This window comes from Mycobacterium sp. pW045, from assembly GCF_041287085.1.
GTDB classification, from domain to species: domain Bacteria; phylum Actinomycetota; class Actinomycetes; order Mycobacteriales; family Mycobacteriaceae; genus Mycobacterium; species Mycobacterium algericum_A.
In genome coordinates this window covers 338,724-354,555 of record NZ_JBGGKU010000001.1, presented here as the reverse complement: position 1 = coordinate 354,555, position 15,832 = coordinate 338,724, and the positions used below count along the sequence as shown (strand labels likewise).

Below are 15,832 nucleotides of genomic sequence, written 5' to 3'. Positions count from 1 at the left end.
CCACGTACCCTCGGGTGAAGACTCACCCCATGGTTTTTGCTCGACGCAATCAGAAAGGCGTGGTTATGTCCGTGAAACTGCTCACCGTCGGTATGGGCCTGGCGGCCGCGATCGCCGTGCCGGGCGTGGCGGTCGCCGAAGTGCCGAACCAGCCGCCGCTCACGGTGTTTCACGCGCCGCTTCCGCAGGACCCGCCACCGGCGGCGAGCCTGCCGAGCGCCGAGCAACTCACCGGAATCCTGGACAACCTGGTCGATCCGCAGGTTCCCGCCGAGGTGAAAAGCGGCTTGGTGGCCGGTGGTCTGCAGCGGCACCAAGCCGACGTGTTGGACCACCAACTGCGGCGACTGGGCCACCACGGTGGGCTTCCGCTGACCTTCACCGCGGCCGACATCGCGTCCACCGGTCCCGACACCGTCAGCGCCGATATCACCGCCACCGGACCCGGGTTGCCGGCCCCCATCACCAAGCCGGTGACCTTCACCGACCAGAACGGCTGGATGCTGTCCCAGAACGGGGCCGACGAGCTGATGGAGGAGATCGTCGGCCGGCTGCCGCACTGAGTCGCCCCGGGGTCGGAGCCGGCGGTCCGGGCGCGGGAGCACTCAAGAACGGCTGAGCCGGGCGAACATACCCTTCTGCGTCCGGTAGAGGCGCGGGAATTCGGCGAACAGCCGGTCGTAGACCGCACGGTTGCCCGCGTCCGGCTCGAAGACGCCGTCGAGGGGGATCAGGTCGTGTAATTCGTCGCGGTCCAGTTCGCCCATCCCGATAGCGGCGAACAGGGCCGCACCGCGCAATTGGGCGTTGAGCGGGTCGGCGACCCGTTCGCAGGTGCGGCCGCACACGTCGGCGATGATCTGGCACCACAGCTCCGAGCGGGCACCGCCACCGACGATCCGGATGGGTCCGGTCGTGGTGGTGAACCGGTTCACGCAGTCGAGTAGCCAGCGGCTGTTGTAGGCCACTCCTTCGAGCACCGCGCGCACCAGATCGGCGCGGGTGGTGTCCAGCGACAGATTGTGGAAGCCGCCGCGGGCATTGCGATCGTCTATGGGGGAGTGTTCGCCTTTGAGCCAGGGGGTGAAGATCACCCCGTTGGAACCGGCCGGCGCATCGGCGGCCAATGCGGTCAGCGCAGGGTAATCTAAGTCATCGAACAGGTTGTCGCGCAACCATTGCAGTGCCCGGCCGGCGGTGTCTTGATTGTTGACCAGTAGGTAGCTCGTCGGATCGAGTCCCGGCACCGTCGCGAGCTGGTGCAGCGCATCGGTTTTCTTGATCGTCATCGGGCAGCTGATCCATGAGGTGGTGCTGATGGTCAGGTGCAGCTCGCCCGGCCGCACCGCACCGGAGCCCACCGCCGCGCTGTGCATATCCGGGGTTCCGGTAACCACTTGTGCCACAGGCGAAATGCCCAGGTCAGCGGCGACTGCCGGGGCTACGGGTGAGATGATTGAGCCGGTCGGCACCAGCGGCGGCAGCTTCGCCCGTTCGACACCGGCGAGTCGCACCAGCACGTCGTCGTAGTCGAGCACGGATAGGTCGCGGTTGTCGGTGAGCCACGCGCCCATCATCGAGGCGCGCGACGCCGCGGCGCGCCCGGTGAAACACATGCTCAGGTAGTCCACCGGCTCCAGAAGCCAGCGGGCCCTGGCGAACACCGTCGGGTCGCCATGCTGCAGGTACAACATGTGCCCGACCGGATCGTCGCCGCTGGGCGAGGGGATGCCGCCGTTGCGGCGAAGCCAGCTGAGTAATGCCCGCGGTCGGTAGCCGGCCAGTCGGCCACCAAATACCTTGCGGCTGTAGGGCGCTCCCCGGGTGTCCATCCACATCACGCACGGACCGACCGGGCGGCCGTCGGCGTCGACCGCGACGGTGCTGGCCCACTGCCCGGTGATCGACACCCCGGTCACCTGATCGCCACGCACGCCGCTGTCGGCCAGGCCACGTCGGGTGGCGTCGCGGATGATCGCCCACCACAGCCCGGCATCCTGGGTTGCCGCCCCGCCCGGCCCGTAGGTGGTCGGCACTGCGATGAGATCCGACCACAATACGGTGCCGTCCAGGGCGACGAATCCGACTTTGGGGCCGCCGGTGCCCAGGTCGACGGCGAGGACGACGCGGTCGCGGTTCATAGGGCGCCGCTCCTCCTCATCACTTCGCCGGCGTTCCGTCCTGCATCGTCTCGGCGCGGGTCATAGCGGCGGCAGAGACTGCTGGGTGTCGAGCATCCGCTCCATGAAGCCCTCGATGAATTGGGCTGCCTCGTCGGTCATTCCGCCGGGCACGCCGCCGTAGATCGCAGCGCTGATCGGCGCCTGGCCGGCGGCGGTCTGCTTCTTGGCGTACTCCACCGCGTCGGCCAGGTCGGCGGCGAAGGCCTCGGCCACGCCGGGCTGGGTCTGCGGCCGGGTGACCGCCATATGGATGGCGTTGGGGTACTGCTGGCCGTTGAACCGCCAGCCCTTGGGTTTCATCGCGTCGGCGACGTGGTAGATGTCGAACTCGTCGGAGCGGAAGGCGAAGCAGAACGTCGGCGAACCCATGATCGTCAGCTCCGGGTGGCTGCGCACCGCGCCCTGCATGGTGAACGCGGTCTCCAAGATGGCCTTGGCATACGACCGGTAGCCCTCCCGGCCCAGCTGCACCATCGAGGCCCACGCCGCGGCGATCAGACCACCCGAGCGCGAGCCCTCGATGCCCGGCGAATGGTATTTCCCGCCGCTCCATTCCGGTAGGTAGAAGTACTGCGCGTTGCGGTAGGCCTTGTCGCGGAACAGCAGGGTGGAGGCGCCCTTCAACGCATAGCCGTACTTGTGGTTATCCGCCGAAATGCTGGTGACCCCGGGCACCCGGAAATCGAACAGCGGGACGTCATAACCCAGCTCCTGGGCGAAGGGCAGCACGAACCCGCCCAGGCAGCCGTCGACGTGCAACCCCACCCCGCGCGACAAGGCCAGCTCGCCCAGCTCCGGGATCGGGTCGACGGTGCCGTAGCCGTAGTTACAGGCCGACCCCATGATCGCGATGGTGTTCTCGTCGATGTTGTCGGCCACCCAGTCGACGTCGACTTCGGTGGTCTGCGGGTTGATCGGGGCTCGGCGAATCTCGATGCCGAACAGGTGACAGCCCTTGTCGAACGCGGGGTGGCCAGTCTCGGGCTTGATGAAGTTCGGCCGGGTGATGCCCCGGTGCTTGGCGGCGTGCTCGCGGTAGGCCAGCAGCGCGTGGATGATGCTGCCGGTGCCGCCGGTGGTGACCATCCCCACCGGTTCGCCATCGCTGACGGCGCCGGCGTGCATCAGGTCCAGGGCCATCGCGATGATCTCGCCCTCGAACTTGGTCGCCGACGGGCAGATGTCACGCTGCAGCACGTTCACGTGGGCGAACAGCCCGAACGCCTCATCGAGGAAGCGGTAGTGCTCGTGGTCGCCGCAGTACATGGTCCCGGAGACCTTGCCGGTCTCCCAGGTCGGGTCTTCGGCCTGTGCCATCTCCCGCAGTTCGGCGAGCACCTCCTCGCGTGAGCGGCCGCGTTCGGGTAGCACGCGGTTCACGGTGAAGCGATCGGCGTAGGGGAAGTCGGGCATGCCGTTCCTCTCTTCTGCGCGAGCGTGCGCAGATGTACCGGGATCCCGGCGTGTCGGCGTGCAAACGCGCACGTTCGCGCCGGGGAACGTCCCAGAAAGTAATCTAGTGCTATGGGTGTGGCTGATGATCGTCGCTTCGAGGTGCTGCGCGCCATCGTCGCAGACTTCGTCGCGACAAAAGAACCGATCGGGTCCAAGGCACTGGTTGAGCGGCACAACCTCGGGGTCTCCTCGGCGACGGTGCGCAACGACATGGCCGTGCTCGAGGCCGAAGGCTACATCGCCCAGCCGCACACCAGCTCCGGGCGGGTGCCCACCGAGAAGGGTTACCGGGAGTTCGTCGACCGCATCGACGAGATCAAACCGCTCTCGAGCGCGGAGCGCCGGGCGATCTTGTCGTTCCTCGACTCCGGAGTCGACCTCGACGACGTGCTGCGCCGGGCGGTGCGCACCCTGGCCCAGCTGACCCGCCAGGTGGCCGTCGTGCAGTACCCGACCCTGTCGGTGTCCACGGTGCGTCACCTCGAGGTGATCGCGCTGACCCCGGCGCGGCTGCTGCTGGTGGTCATCACCGACTCCGGCCGCGTCGACCAGCGCATCGTCGAACTCGGCGACGCCATCGACGACCACCAGCTGTCCCAGCTGCGCGAACTGCTCGGGGCGGCACTGGACGGCAAGCGGATCTCGGCGGCCTCCACCGCCGTCGCCGAGCTCGCCGGGCACCTGGACGGGCGCAGCGGGCTGTCGCCGGGCCTGGCCAACGCGGTCGGGCGGTCGGCCACGGTGCTGCTGGAATCGCTGGTCGAGCACCGCGAGGAGCGACTGCTGCTCGGCGGTACCGCCAACCTGACCCGCAATGCCGCCGACTTCGGTGATTCGCTGCGGTCGGTGCTGGAAGTACTCGAGGAGCAGGTCGTGGTGCTGCGGCTGCTCGCGGCGCAGCAGGAAGCCGGTAAAGTCACGGTGCGCATCGGTCACGAGACCGAGGCGCAGGAGATGGCCGGGGCGTCGGTGGTGTCCACCGCCTACGGTTCCCAGGGCACCGTGTTCGGCGGTATGGGGGTGCTGGGTCCCACCCGGATGGACTATCCGGGAACTATCGCCAGTGTTGCTGCCGTTGCAACCTACATCGGTGAAGTGCTCGGAACCCGATAATCTCCGGTCGGCAGAAGTTGGGAAAGGTCAGTCGTGGCACGCGATTATTACGGACTGCTGGGCGTCGATAAGGGCGTCAGCGACACCGAGCTGAAGCGCGCATATCGCAAGCTGGCTCGCAAGTACCACCCCGACGTCAACCCCGACGAGGCGGCGCAGGCCAGGTTCAAGGAGATCAGTGCCGCCTACGAGGTCTTGTCCGACCCGGAGAAGCGCCGCATCGTCGACCTCGGCGGCGACCCGCTGGAGAACGGCGGCGGGGCCGGGAACGGATTCGGCGGCTACTCGGGCTTCGGCGGCCTCGGCGACGTGTTCGAAGCCTTCTTCGGCGGCGGCACCACCTCGCGCGGTCCGATCGGCCGAGTCCGGCCGGGGTCGGACTCGCTGCTGCGCATGCGCCTGGACCTCACCGAATGCGCGACCGGGGTGACCAAGCAGGTCACCGTCGACACCGCGGTGCTCTGCGATCGCTGCCAGGGGCGCGGCACCCACGGTGATTCTCGCCCGATGGCCTGTGACACCTGTCATGGCCGCGGTGAGGTGCAGACCGTGCAGCGCTCACTGCTCGGCCAGGTGATGACATCGCGGCCGTGCCCCACCTGCCGCGGAGTTGGTGAGGTGATCCCGGACCCGTGCCAGCAGTGCGCCGGCGACGGCCGGGTGCGGGCCCGCCGTGATATCAGCGTGAAGATCCCCGCCGGTGTCGGCGAGGGGATGCGGGTCCGGCTGGCCGCTCAAGGTGAGGTGGGACCCGGCGGCGGACCGGCCGGCGACCTCTACGTCGAGGTGCACGAGCAGCCCCACGACATCTTCGCCCGCGACGGCGACGACCTGCACTGCCACCTCTCGGTGCCGATGGTCGACGCGGCGCTGGGCACCACGGTGGTCGTCGACGCGATCCTCGACGGCCCGACCGACATCACCATCCCGGCCGGGACCCAACCCGGGGCCACCCTGGTGTTGCGCGGCCACGGCATGCCGCAGCTACGTTCCGGGGCGCGCGGTGACCTGCACGCCCACGTCGAGGTGGTGGTGCCCGAGCGGCTGGACCAGCACGACATCGAGCTGCTGCAGCAGTTCAAGCAGCACCGCGAACGCGAGACCGCCGAGGTTCGCACGTCACACGCCTCGCACGGCGGCGGACTGTTCAGCCGGCTGCGCGAGACGTTCAGCGGCCGCTGAGACTTGGCCGGCCTGTTCTATGTCGGGGCGCTGCCCGAGGTGGGTGCGCTGGCCGACATCGACGGTGACGCCGGGTTCCATGCCGCGACGGTGCGCCGGATCCGCCCCGGCGAGCAGCTGACGCTGGGCGACGGCGCCGGCGTGCTGGCCGAATGCCGGGTCGAGCAGGCCGACCGGACCGGGTTGCGGGTTCGGGTAGTCGATCGCAGGGTTGTCGCCGCGCCCGCCCCACCGGTCACGGTGGTGCAGGCGCTGCCCAAATCCGAACGGTCCGAGCTGGCGATCGAGCTGGCCACCGAGGCCGGCGCCGACGGGTTCGTGGCGTGGCAGGCCGACCGCTGCGTCGCCCGCTGGGACGGTTCGCGGGCCGACAAGGGTCTGCGGCGGTGGCGAGCGGTTGCCCGGGCGGCGGCCGGGCAATCGCGGCGCGCCCACATTCCGCCGGTGGAGGGCGTGCTGGCAACCGCCGAGCTGGTCTCATGGGTGCGCGAACAGGTGGCCGGCGGCACCACGGTGCTGGCGTTGCACGACGGGGCCGGCGCCGGGTTGCCCGCGGTGGCTGCCGCGTCGGCGTTGGCGCTGATCGTCGGCCCGGAAGGCGGTATCACCGACGCGGAGCTGGCGGCGCTGACCGGCGCTGGCGCCGTCGCCGCGCGGCTGGGGCCCACCGTGCTGCGCACCTCCACCGCGGCGGCGGTCGCGCTCGGGGCGCTCGGGGTGCTGACGCCGCGCTGGGGGTGAGGCAGCGGACCTGGCGGTCGGCGAGGGCTATGCGGTAGCGCTGGGAAGCCGGCCCGAGTGCAAGCGCTGGGAGCTGGCGGTGGCCGACGGTAGACTCACAGCAACCGGCTGACCCGCTGATACCCGGCGCTGACCAGAAAGCAGGCATCGAAAACCCCGTGACGCCCCGCGATACCCCCGCTGCCGTGCCGGCCTCGCAGGTTCGCAGCAGTGTCGACATTCCACCCGACCTCGTCGTGGGTCTGCTGGGTTCCGCAGATGAGAACCTTCGCGCCCTGGAGCGCCTGCTGGCCGCCGACCTACATGTCCGCGGCAACGCCGTCACCTTCTCCGGGGAGCCGGCCGACGTTGCCCTGGCCGAGCGGGTCGTTTCTGAACTGATCGCGATCGTGGCCGGCGGCCAGGTGCTCACCCCGGAAACGGTGCGTCACAGCGTCGGCATGCTGACCGGCGTCGGCAACGAGTCCCCGGCTGAGGTCCTCACCCTCGATGTGCTGTCGCGGCGCGGCAAGACGATCCGGCCCAAGACGCTCAATCAGAAGCGTTACGTCGACGCCATCGACGCCCACACCGTCGTGTTCGGCATCGGGCCCGCCGGTACCGGCAAGACGTACCTGGCGATGGCCAAGGCCGTCAACGCCTTGCAGACCAAGCAGGTCACCCGGATCATCTTGACCCGTCCGGCGGTGGAAGCCGGTGAGCGGCTGGGTTTTCTGCCCGGCACCCTGAGCGAGAAGATCGACCCGTATCTGCGTCCGCTCTACGACGCGTTGTACGACATGATGGATCCGGAGCTGGTCCCCAAGCTGATGAGCTCGGGGGTGATCGAGGTGGCGCCGCTGGCCTACATGCGGGGACGCTCGTTGAACGACGCATTCATCATCCTCGACGAGGCGCAGAACACCACCGCCGAGCAGATGAAGATGTTCCTGACCCGGCTCGGCTTCGGTTCGAAGATCGTGGTCACCGGCGATGTCACCCAGATCGACCTGCCCGGCGGCGCGAGATCCGGGCTGCGGGCGGCCGTGGACATCCTCGACGACATCGACGACATCTATGTCGCCGAGCTGAGCAGCGCCGACGTCGTCCGGCACCGGTTGGTCTCCGAGATCATCGACGCCTACTCACGCCATGAAGCCGAACAATCCCAGCCGGGACTGACGATGAACCGGGCGGCCCGCCGGGCGGCTCAGGGCCGGTCGCGCCGGTGAGCATCGAGGTCTCCAACGAATCCGGTCTCGACGTCTCCGAGGTCGAGCTGGTCAGCGTCGCCAAGTTCGTGCTGGCCAGGATGGACGTCAACCCCGGCGCCGAATTGTCGATGGTGCTGCTGGACACCGCCGCGATGGCTGACCTGCACATGCGGTGGATGGATCTGCCCGGGCCCACCGACGTGATGAGCTTCCCGATGGACGAACTCGAGCCCGGCGGGCGCCCGGACGCCCCCGAGCCCGGGCCGTCGATGCTCGGCGACATCGCGCTGTGCCCGGAGTTCGCCGCCGAACAGGCCGCGGCGGCGGGGCATTCGCTCGGTCAGGAACTCGCGCTGCTGACCGTGCACGGCGTGCTGCACCTGCTGGGCTACGACCACGCCGAGCCCGACGAGGAAAAAGAGATGTTCGCGCTGCAGCGCCGGCTGCTCGAGGAGTGGGTCGCCGACCAGGTGGAGAGCTACCGGGCCGAGACCCAGAGCGAGAAGGACCGCCGGTTGCTGGACAAGTCTCGGTACTTCGACGAACCGTGACCGGAACACCGCTGGTAGTCGGCGTGATCGCGCTGATCGGTCTGGGCGGACTGTTCGCGGCGATCGATGCCGCGGTCAGCACCGTCTCGGTGGCGCGCGTCGCCGAACTGGTCCGCGCGAAACGTCCTGGTGCGGTGTGGCTGGCCAAGCTGATGGCAGAGCGGCCCCGCTACATCAACCTGGTGGTGCTGCTGCGCATCACCTGCGAGATCACCGCCACCGCGCTGCTGGTGTTCCTGTTGCACTCGGTGCTCGGGCTGGACTGGGGGCTGTTCGCGGCCGCGGCCGCCATGGTGGTGGTGAGCTTCGTGGTGATCGGGGTAGGGCCCCGCACTCTGGGGCGGCAGAACGCCTATTCGATCGCCCTGGCGTCAGCGCTTCCGCTGCAAGTCCTTTCGGTGCTGCTCGCCCCGATCAGCGGTCTGCTGGTCTTGCTGGGCAATGCGCTGACCCCGGGCCGGGGATTCCGCAACGGGCCGTTCGCCTCCGAGATCGAGTTGCGCGAAGTGGTCGATATGGCGCAGCAGCGTGGGGTGGTCGCCGCCGACGAGCGCCGGATGATCCAGTCGGTCTTCGAGCTCGCCGACACCCCCGCCCGCGAGGTGATGGTGCCGCGCACCCAGATGGTCTGGATTGAACACGACAAATCAGCCGGACAAGCCACCTCTTTGGCGGTGCGCAGCGGTCACTCCCGCATCCCGGTGATCGGCGAGAATGTCGACGACATCCTCGGCGTGGTCTACCTGAAAGACCTTGTCCAACAAACCTATTACTCGACAAACGGCGGGCGGGACACCACCGTGGCGCAGGTGATGCGTCCAGCGGTGTTCATGCCCGACTCCAAGGCGCTCGACGCCTTGCTGCACGACATGCAGCGCGCTCGCTACCACATGGCGCTGCTGGTCGACGAATACGGCGCGATAGCGGGGCTGGTCACCATCGAAGACGTGCTTGAAGAGATCGTCGGCGAGATCGCCGACGAGTACGACCAGGGTGAAGTGGCACCGGTGGAGGATCTGGGGGCCAACAGGTTCCGGGTTTCGGCACGACTGCCCATCGAGGACGTCGGTGAACTCTACGGGATGGAGTTCGACGCCGGCCTCGACGTCGAGACCGTCGGCGGCTTGTTGGCGCTGGAACTGGGCCGGGTCGCGCTGCCCGGCTCCGAGGTAGTGTCACACGGACTGCGGCTGCGGGCCGAAGGCAGCCGCGACAGCCGCGGGCGGGTGCGGATCAGCACCGTTCTGGTCAGCCCGGTCGACCCCGACGGTCAGGAGGCCGCAGTTGAGCAGTGATCTGCCGGGCGCACAACCCGACGCGAGTGCGCCGAGCGTGCGCTCATTGCGAAAGTCTTCGCGAGAACTCGCGCTGAGTGCACGTTCGGCGAAGGGTCTCTCGTGAGCGAATTCCATTCCGGCTTCGTGTGTTTCGTCGGCCGTCCCAACACCGGAAAGTCCACCCTGACCAACGCTCTGGTCGGCGCGAAGGTGGCGATCACCTCCAACCGGCCACAGACCACCCGACACACCATCCGCGGCATCGTGCACCGCGAGGATTTCCAGATCATCCTGGTCGACACCCCCGGCCTGCACCGCCCCCGAACGCTGCTGGGCAAGCGGCTCAACGAGTTGGTCAAGGACACCTACGCGCAGGTCGACGTCATCGGCCTGTGCATCCCGGCCGATGAGGCGATCGGCCCGGGGGACCGCTGGATCATCGAGCAGATCCGCGCTGTCGCCCCCAAGACGAAACTGGTGGTCGTTGTCACCAAGATCGACAAGGTCTCCCGAGACAAGATCGCCGCACAACTGGTCGCCGTCGGTGAGTTGGCCCCGGAGGCCGAGATCGTCCCGGTCTCGGCTGTCAGCGGCGAGCAGGTCGACGTCCTCATCGGCGTGCTGGCCGCGGCGCTACCGGTCGGCCCGGCCTTCTACCCCGACGGCGAGTTGACCGACGAACCCGAAGAGACCCTGATGGCCGAGTTCATCCGGGAGGCCGCCCTGGAGGGGGTGCGCGACGAACTGCCGCATTCGCTGGCGGTGGTGATCGACGAAGTGCGCCCGCGGGAAGACCGTGATGACCTGATCGAGGTGTACGCGGTGCTCTACGTCGAACGCGACAGCCAGAAGGGGATCGTGATCGGCCGCGGCGGCTCCCGGCTGCGCGAGGTGGGAACCGCCGCCCGCTCCCAGATCGAAAAGCTGTTGGGCACCAAGGTCTTCTTGGATCTGCGGGTCAAGGTGGCCAAGAACTGGCAGCGCGACCCCAAACAACTCGGCCGGCTGGGGTTTTAGAACCGGCCTATGCCCCCGCGCGAGCCGGCGGGCAGCTCGGCCCGTCGGCGCGCCAGACCACGGACGGTCCCCGCCGGTGGCCGGACCGGGGACACATTCTCTCGCCGGTAGGCGCCATTGGGTACATTCCAGGGGTGCTGGAACCCAAGTCGCTGGTTGTCTCCACTGTTGGCCTGCTCATGTGCGCGCAAGCACTGACCGGTTGCGGGGGCGGCCAAAAGCCGATCGATACCACCAAGCTGTTCAACGTCGAGTCGACGTTCGGCTCGGAATACAAGACCCAGACCCAGGGTCCCAAGGACATCGATCCCAAGATTCTCGGGCCGCAGAAGATGCCGCCCGGTGTGACCTTCGAGCCCTCGGACTGCGCCGACTACGCGGCCAGCAGCGGTCGTCCCCCCAAGGGCATCCGGGGCAAGATGTCGATGGTCTCGATCGTCGGCAACGGCAACCAGCTGGTCGCCATCGCCATGCAGGCCGACCAGGATCTGCCTTACGACGAGTCCGCCGCCGAGAGGTGCAAGCACGTCTCCTTCCAGGCCGGCAAGCTCACCGGCTACCTGGATGAGACCGATGCGCCCGAGATCGACCGTGCCAAGACGGCCGGCTCGCACTCCGAGATCGAGATCACCGGCAAAGACGGCCAACAGCAGTCCCGTGAGTCCTACACCTTCACCGCCTACCTCGGTAGCGCCCTGGTGCAGGTGACCGCGAGCCCGCAGGCGGTGCGCGGTCAGCCGCCGGGCATGGTCGACGCCGATCGGGCGCGCCAGCTGCTGGTCGACGCGGTGTCGGCGCTGCGCAGCTAGGTTATGCGTACGCCGTCGGCGCGGGATCGGCGGTGAGCGCGCGCGAGCCCCGCGTCATCGTGATCGGCGCGGGCATCGCCGGCATCACGACCGCGCATGTGCTGCGTGAGCGCGGGTTCACCGACATCACCGTGCTGGAGAAGGGTTCCGACGTCGGCGGCGTCTGGCACTGGAATCGCTATCCGGGTCTGCGGTGTGATGTGCCGTCGCAGATCTATCAGTTCGGGTTCGCGCCGAAACCCGACTGGCGGCATGCCTGGGCCACCGGCACGGCCATCCAGCGCTACCACCGCGACGTCGTCGACCGGCTCGGGCTGGCGCCGCTGATCCGGCTCGACACCGAGGTCACCGCCGCACAGTGGGATGAGCGCCGACATTGGACCCTCACCACCGCCGCCGGTGAGCAGCTGGTCGCCGATTTCGTGGTCTGCGCGACCGGTGTGCTGCACCATCCGTTCACCCCCGACATCCCGGGGCTGGCGAATTTCGCCGGCGCGGTTGTGCACACCGCCCGCTGGGACGACGAGCTCGACACGGCCGGTAAGCGGATCGCGGTGATCGGAACCGGGTCGACCGGTGTGCAAGTGGTGTCCGCGCTGCAGCCCGGCGCGGCGTCGATCGACCACTACGTGCGTTCGGCGCAGTGGATCCTGTGGGCGCCCACGTCGCTGCGGCAGGTCCCGGGTGCTGCCGCGGTGCTGGGGCGGTTCCCGACGCTGCACCGGGCGCTGTACCGGCTCATGACCTTCGGTGGGTCGGCGCTGTTGACCGACGTCACCACCCGCCCGTCGTGGCGACGTCGGGCCGTCCAGGCCTATGCCCGAGCATGTCTGCGAATTCAAGTTCGGGACAAAGAATTACGGGCCAAACTCACCCCCGACTACCAGCCGTTGTGCAAGCGCCAAGTGGTGTCGGGACGTTACTACCGGGCGATCCGCGCCGACAACAGCGACCTCGTCACCGACGACATCGCCGAAGTCACCCCGAGCGGCATCCGCACCGCCGACGGCACCCACCGCGACACCGACGTCATCGTGCTGGCGACCGGGTTTCACGCCCACCACTACATGCGCCCGATGCGGCTGCTCGGCCGCGACCGGATCAGCATCGACGACGCGTGGTCCGCCGGTCCGCGCGCTTACCGGATGACGGCGATCCCGGGCTTCCCCAACCTGTTCACGGTGTTGGGTCCGAACTCGCCCACCGGGTCGATCTCGTTGCAGTACACCTCCGAGCTGACCGCGCGTTACATCGCGCAGTGGCTGGAGAGGTTCCGGGACGGAGAGCTGGCGAGCGTCGAGGTCACCGAGGAGGCGACGGCACGGTTCAACGACGAGGTCGCCGCCGCGATGGGGCCGACGGTCTGGAACACCGGCTGCAACTCGTGGTACCTGACCGAGGGCGGCGCCGTCGACCTATGGCCGTTCGACCGCGCGACGATGAACGCGATGCTGGCCGGCCCGGACCCGGCGGACTTCCACCTGAGCTGAGGCGGAGCTCAGTCCTCGCCCCGCGCCACCGGCCGGGACGGGTCCGAACTCCACTGCGACCACGACCCGGGAAACATCGCGGCGGACCGGCCGGCGGCGGCCAGCGCCGCCACGATCACCGTCGCGCTGATACCCGATCCGCAGTAGGCGCCCACCGCGTCGTCGGCCCCCACACCGCGATCGGCGAGCAGCCGGGCGACCGCGGTATCGGGCAGGAAAGTCCCGTCGGCGTCCAACAACGCGGTGAACGGCAGGTTCTTCGCGCCCGGGATATGGCCGGCGACCGCGTCGACGGGTTCCCCGTCGCCGCGGAACCTTTCCGGGGCGCGGGCATCCAGCAGCGCCAACGTGCCAGACCCGGCGCCGTCGCCGGCCTCGTCAGCGGTCAGGGTGGGCCGAAGCCCGTCGTAGAGATCCTCGGGCAGCACGGTGACGTTGCCCGGTTCGGGGGAGACCTCCCCGGTCTGCAATACGCCGCCGTTCGCCGTCCAGGCCGACAGCCCACCGTCGAGGATGCGCACTCCGGCCACCCCGGACGTAGACAGCAGCCACCACAATCGTGCGGACGCGGCCCGATTCCAGTCGTCGTAGACCACCACCGGCGTGTTGCGCCGCACCCCCCACCGGCGCGCGGCGGCCTCGAGGTTGCGACCGGTCGGGAGCGGATGGCGGCCCCGGCCGGTGACGGCACGGTCGGACAATTCGTCCTCGAGCGAGACGTACACCGCGCCCGGCAGATGACCCTGCAGGTAGGCCTGGTGTCCGTCCGGTGCCTCCAGGCTCCAGCGGGCGTCGAGAATCGTCACCGGATCACCGGCACCCAACAGCTCAGCGAGCTCGGTGGCGGTGATCAGAACCTTGTCGCGCGGGTTCACCGCTGGGCTCTGCTCAGTAGTTGTTGCAGGAGACGGCGATCGAGGTGATCGTGCCGATGTACTGCTGGGCCTCGGGCATGGCCTGGATCTGGGTGGCGATCCGCTGGCGCTTGTCGGGCGGCGAGGACAAGAAGGACCGCAGCCAGGTCTGGGCCATCGGCGAGGCGTTGAACTCCGCGGCGGCCGCGGGGTTCTCTGCGTTCAGCGCCGCGTTCACCTGCGAGTAGTTACAGGTGGTGTTGATGATCGGCCCGAGGTCGGGATCCGCGGACGCGAACCCGGCCCCAGCAGACAGCGACAAAGCCAGACTGCCGGCTGCGACAGCGATCCTGGTCAACGACAGAGCGGCCATTTTGCAGACGCCTTTCCCCAGTGCATTTCACGTGTGGATATGAGGTCCTACTTCGAAGACGGACCAAGCTTAGCGGACAGCCGATGGCGCCGCCGAAGTCGCTGGTCGCCGCCTTTTTGGGTGTTACGGGCAGGGGTTGGGATCGGTGCGCCACCACGGTGTGGGCTGTTGTGCCGCCCAGCCGCTGATGCCCTCCAATTCCGCGGCCAGTGAAATCAGCAGACCGTCACTGTTGGCCGGCCCCAGCAATTGCACCCCGATCGGCAGGCCCTCGGCGGTGAACCCGGCCGGCACGTTGATCGACGGCCAGCCCAGCAGGTTCCACGGCCAGGTCACCGGGCAGGCCGCGATAATGGCGCGGTCGGTCGCCAGGGCGTTCAGGTCGTCGAACGCGTGCACCAGTGGCGGCGGCTGGGCGGTGGTGGGGGCGAGCACCGCGTCGACGATGCGAAAGATCGAACCCACCCGGCGCTGATCCTTCGCCTCGTGAGCGCGGGCCTTGCGCAGCACCGCCTGCGACAACAGCCGGCCGGTGCGCATGTTGGCCAGCGTGCGCGGATCGAGGTCCACCGCGCCGCCGAGCGCATTCGCGGCAGTCAGCACCCCCGCAGTGGAGCGGGACAGGAAATTCCACGACAATCGCACGCCGTAGTCGGGATTACCCGGGAACACGATGTGCCCGAGCAGTCGAAGCTGCGCGGCGACCTGCTCGAGCGCGGCCCTGATCTCCGGGTGCAGCCGGGCGCTGAACCCGGTGTAGGGAAACCGGGTGGACATCGCGATCCGCAGCTGTCCGGGCGCCCTTCCCACGTAGTCGGACGCCATGATCGGGGGCGGTTTGTGCAGGTCACCGTCGGCATTACCGGAGGCCGCGTCCAGCACCAGCGCCGCGTCCTGGACCGTGCGGGCGAGCACCCCGTTGGCAGTGAGGCCGTTGAACGCCTCCGGCAGCGGCCAGGTGGAGATGCGGCCTCGCTGCGGTTTGATGCCGACCAGATGCGTCCACGCGGCGGGTATGCGCACGCTGCCGGCGCCGTCGGAACCGATCGCCGCGGCGACCAGACCCGCGGCGACCGCGGCGGCGCTGCCGCCCGACGAGCCGCCCGGGGTGTGCCGGCGAGACCAGGGATTGCGGGTGTCGCCGAACCCGGGGCCGCCGGTGAACGGCCACTGGCCCAACTCGCAGGTGTTGGTCTTGCCGACGATCACCGCTCCGGCGGCTTTGAGCCGCCGCACCACCTCGGCGTCGTGGGCGGCCGGCTCGACGTAGCCGGACGTGCCGAAGGAGGTGGGTACACCCGCGACGTCGGTGTCGTCCTTGACCGCGATCGGGACGCCCAGCAGCGGGGCGCGATCGCCAGCGGCGCGGCGCCGGTCGGCTTCGGCGGCACTGCGCAGCGCCGAATCGGTGAACACCACCCGGAAGGCGTTCAGCGTGGACTGGCTGGCGTCGATGGCGTGCAGGCAGCGGCGGACCAGGTCGACGGAGGCCACCTCGCCGCTGGCCAGCTGGTAGAGCTGTTCGGTGAGGGTGGGAAAGCGGGTGCCGGGTTCCGCGGGCGGGTGGGTCATCGGTGACGAGACTATCCGGCGT

At 68.8% G+C, this 15,832-nt stretch carries 15 protein-coding genes; 10 read left to right on the top strand and 5 right to left on the bottom strand.

Going from position 1 to position 15,832, the window contains the following annotated elements:
• The first annotated feature begins 65 nt into the window (after positions 1-65).
• Positions 66-563, top strand: coding sequence for a hypothetical protein (locus tag ACAG20_RS01645; protein WP_112684030.1), 498 nt, complete (start codon positions 66-68; stop codon positions 561-563).
• A gap of 42 nt (positions 564-605) precedes the next feature.
• Here ACAG20_RS01645 and ACAG20_RS01640 read toward each other — a convergent pair whose 3' ends face one another.
• Entirely contained in the window at positions 606-2,141 is a 1,536-nt protein-coding gene (locus ACAG20_RS01640) for an FGGY-family carbohydrate kinase (protein WP_370491294.1), read from the bottom strand.
• Positions 2,142-2,201: 60 nt separating this feature from the next.
• Positions 2,202-3,596 (bottom strand): aspartate aminotransferase family protein, encoded by a 1,395-nt coding sequence (locus ACAG20_RS01635; RefSeq protein WP_370491293.1) that lies wholly within the window; start codon positions 3,594-3,596, stop codon positions 2,202-2,204.
• A gap of 111 nt (positions 3,597-3,707) precedes the next feature.
• Between ACAG20_RS01635 and hrcA the strand changes: the two genes are divergently transcribed.
• The 9 genes from hrcA (at position 3,708) to ACAG20_RS01590 (ending at position 13,011) form a co-directional block, all read left to right on the top strand.
• Positions 3,708-4,751: a heat-inducible transcriptional repressor HrcA gene (gene hrcA, locus ACAG20_RS01630; RefSeq protein ID WP_112684033.1), complete on the top strand. Its 1,044-nt coding sequence runs from the start codon at positions 3,708-3,710 to the stop codon at positions 4,749-4,751.
• Between the two features lie 33 nt (positions 4,752-4,784).
• On the top strand, positions 4,785-5,933 hold the full coding sequence (dnaJ, locus tag ACAG20_RS01625) for a molecular chaperone DnaJ (protein WP_370491292.1): 1,149 nt from the start codon (positions 4,785-4,787) through the stop codon (positions 5,931-5,933).
• A gap of 3 nt (positions 5,934-5,936) precedes the next feature.
• The gene (locus tag ACAG20_RS01620; protein ID WP_370491291.1) at positions 5,937-6,674 is read left to right on the top strand and encodes a 16S rRNA (uracil(1498)-N(3))-methyltransferase; all 738 of its coding nucleotides are present in this window, start codon (positions 5,937-5,939) and stop codon (positions 6,672-6,674) included.
• Positions 6,675-6,832: 158 nt separating this feature from the next.
• On the top strand, positions 6,833-7,885 hold the full coding sequence (locus ACAG20_RS01615) for a PhoH family protein (protein ID WP_370491290.1): 1,053 nt from the start codon (positions 6,833-6,835) through the stop codon (positions 7,883-7,885).
• Complete coding sequence (gene ybeY, locus ACAG20_RS01610; RefSeq protein ID WP_112688283.1) at positions 7,882-8,418, top strand: rRNA maturation RNase YbeY; 537 nt, start codon at positions 7,882-7,884, stop codon at positions 8,416-8,418. The genes ACAG20_RS01615 and ybeY overlap by 4 nt, the downstream gene beginning before the upstream one ends.
• The gene (locus ACAG20_RS01605) at positions 8,415-9,713 is read left to right on the top strand and encodes a hemolysin family protein (RefSeq protein ID WP_112688280.1); all 1,299 of its coding nucleotides are present in this window, start codon (positions 8,415-8,417) and stop codon (positions 9,711-9,713) included. The genes ybeY and ACAG20_RS01605 overlap by 4 nt, the downstream gene beginning before the upstream one ends.
• 102 nt (positions 9,714-9,815) lie before the next feature.
• Positions 9,816-10,712 carry a GTPase Era gene (gene era, locus ACAG20_RS01600; RefSeq protein ID WP_370491289.1) on the top strand — a complete coding sequence of 299 codons (897 nt, stop codon included), beginning with the start codon at positions 9,816-9,818 and terminating at the stop codon, positions 10,710-10,712.
• A gap of 134 nt (positions 10,713-10,846) precedes the next feature.
• A complete protein-coding gene (locus ACAG20_RS01595) occupies positions 10,847-11,521 on the top strand; it encodes a DUF5642 family protein (protein ID WP_165825087.1) in 675 nt (224 codons plus the stop codon).
• Positions 11,522-11,553: 32 nt separating this feature from the next.
• Positions 11,554-13,011 (top strand): flavin-containing monooxygenase, encoded by a 1,458-nt coding sequence (locus tag ACAG20_RS01590; protein WP_370491288.1) that lies wholly within the window; start codon positions 11,554-11,556, stop codon positions 13,009-13,011.
• Positions 13,012-13,019: 8 nt separating this feature from the next.
• Here ACAG20_RS01590 and ACAG20_RS01585 read toward each other — a convergent pair whose 3' ends face one another.
• The 3 genes from ACAG20_RS01585 to ACAG20_RS01575 form a co-directional block, all read right to left on the bottom strand.
• On the bottom strand, positions 13,020-13,886 hold the full coding sequence (locus ACAG20_RS01585) for a sulfurtransferase (RefSeq protein ID WP_370491287.1): 867 nt from the start codon (positions 13,884-13,886) through the stop codon (positions 13,020-13,022).
• A gap of 13 nt (positions 13,887-13,899) precedes the next feature.
• On the bottom strand, positions 13,900-14,238 hold the full coding sequence (locus tag ACAG20_RS01580) for a hemophore-related protein (protein ID WP_112688269.1): 339 nt from the start codon (positions 14,236-14,238) through the stop codon (positions 13,900-13,902).
• A 123-nt stretch (positions 14,239-14,361) separates the two neighbouring features.
• A complete protein-coding gene (locus ACAG20_RS01575; protein WP_370491286.1) occupies positions 14,362-15,810 on the bottom strand; it encodes an amidase in 1,449 nt (482 codons plus the stop codon).
• Between the last annotated feature and the right edge of the window lie 22 nt (positions 15,811-15,832).

Coding starts and splice junctions, on each gene's coding strand:
- ACAG20_RS01645 (WP_112684030.1), top strand. CDS start 66: ATGTCCGTGAAACTGCTCACCGTCGGTATGGGCCTGGCGGCCGCGATC.
- ACAG20_RS01640 (WP_370491294.1), bottom strand. CDS start 2,141: ATGAACCGCGACCGCGTCGTCCTCGCCGTCGACCTGGGCACCGGCGGC.
- ACAG20_RS01635 (WP_370491293.1), bottom strand. CDS start 3,596: ATGCCCGACTTCCCCTACGCCGATCGCTTCACCGTGAACCGCGTGCTA.
- hrcA (WP_112684033.1), top strand. CDS start 3,708: ATGGGTGTGGCTGATGATCGTCGCTTCGAGGTGCTGCGCGCCATCGTC.
- ACAG20_RS01580 (WP_112688269.1), bottom strand. CDS start 14,238: ATGGCCGCTCTGTCGTTGACCAGGATCGCTGTCGCAGCCGGCAGTCTG.
- ACAG20_RS01575 (WP_370491286.1), bottom strand. CDS start 15,810: ATGACCCACCCGCCCGCGGAACCCGGCACCCGCTTTCCCACCCTCACC.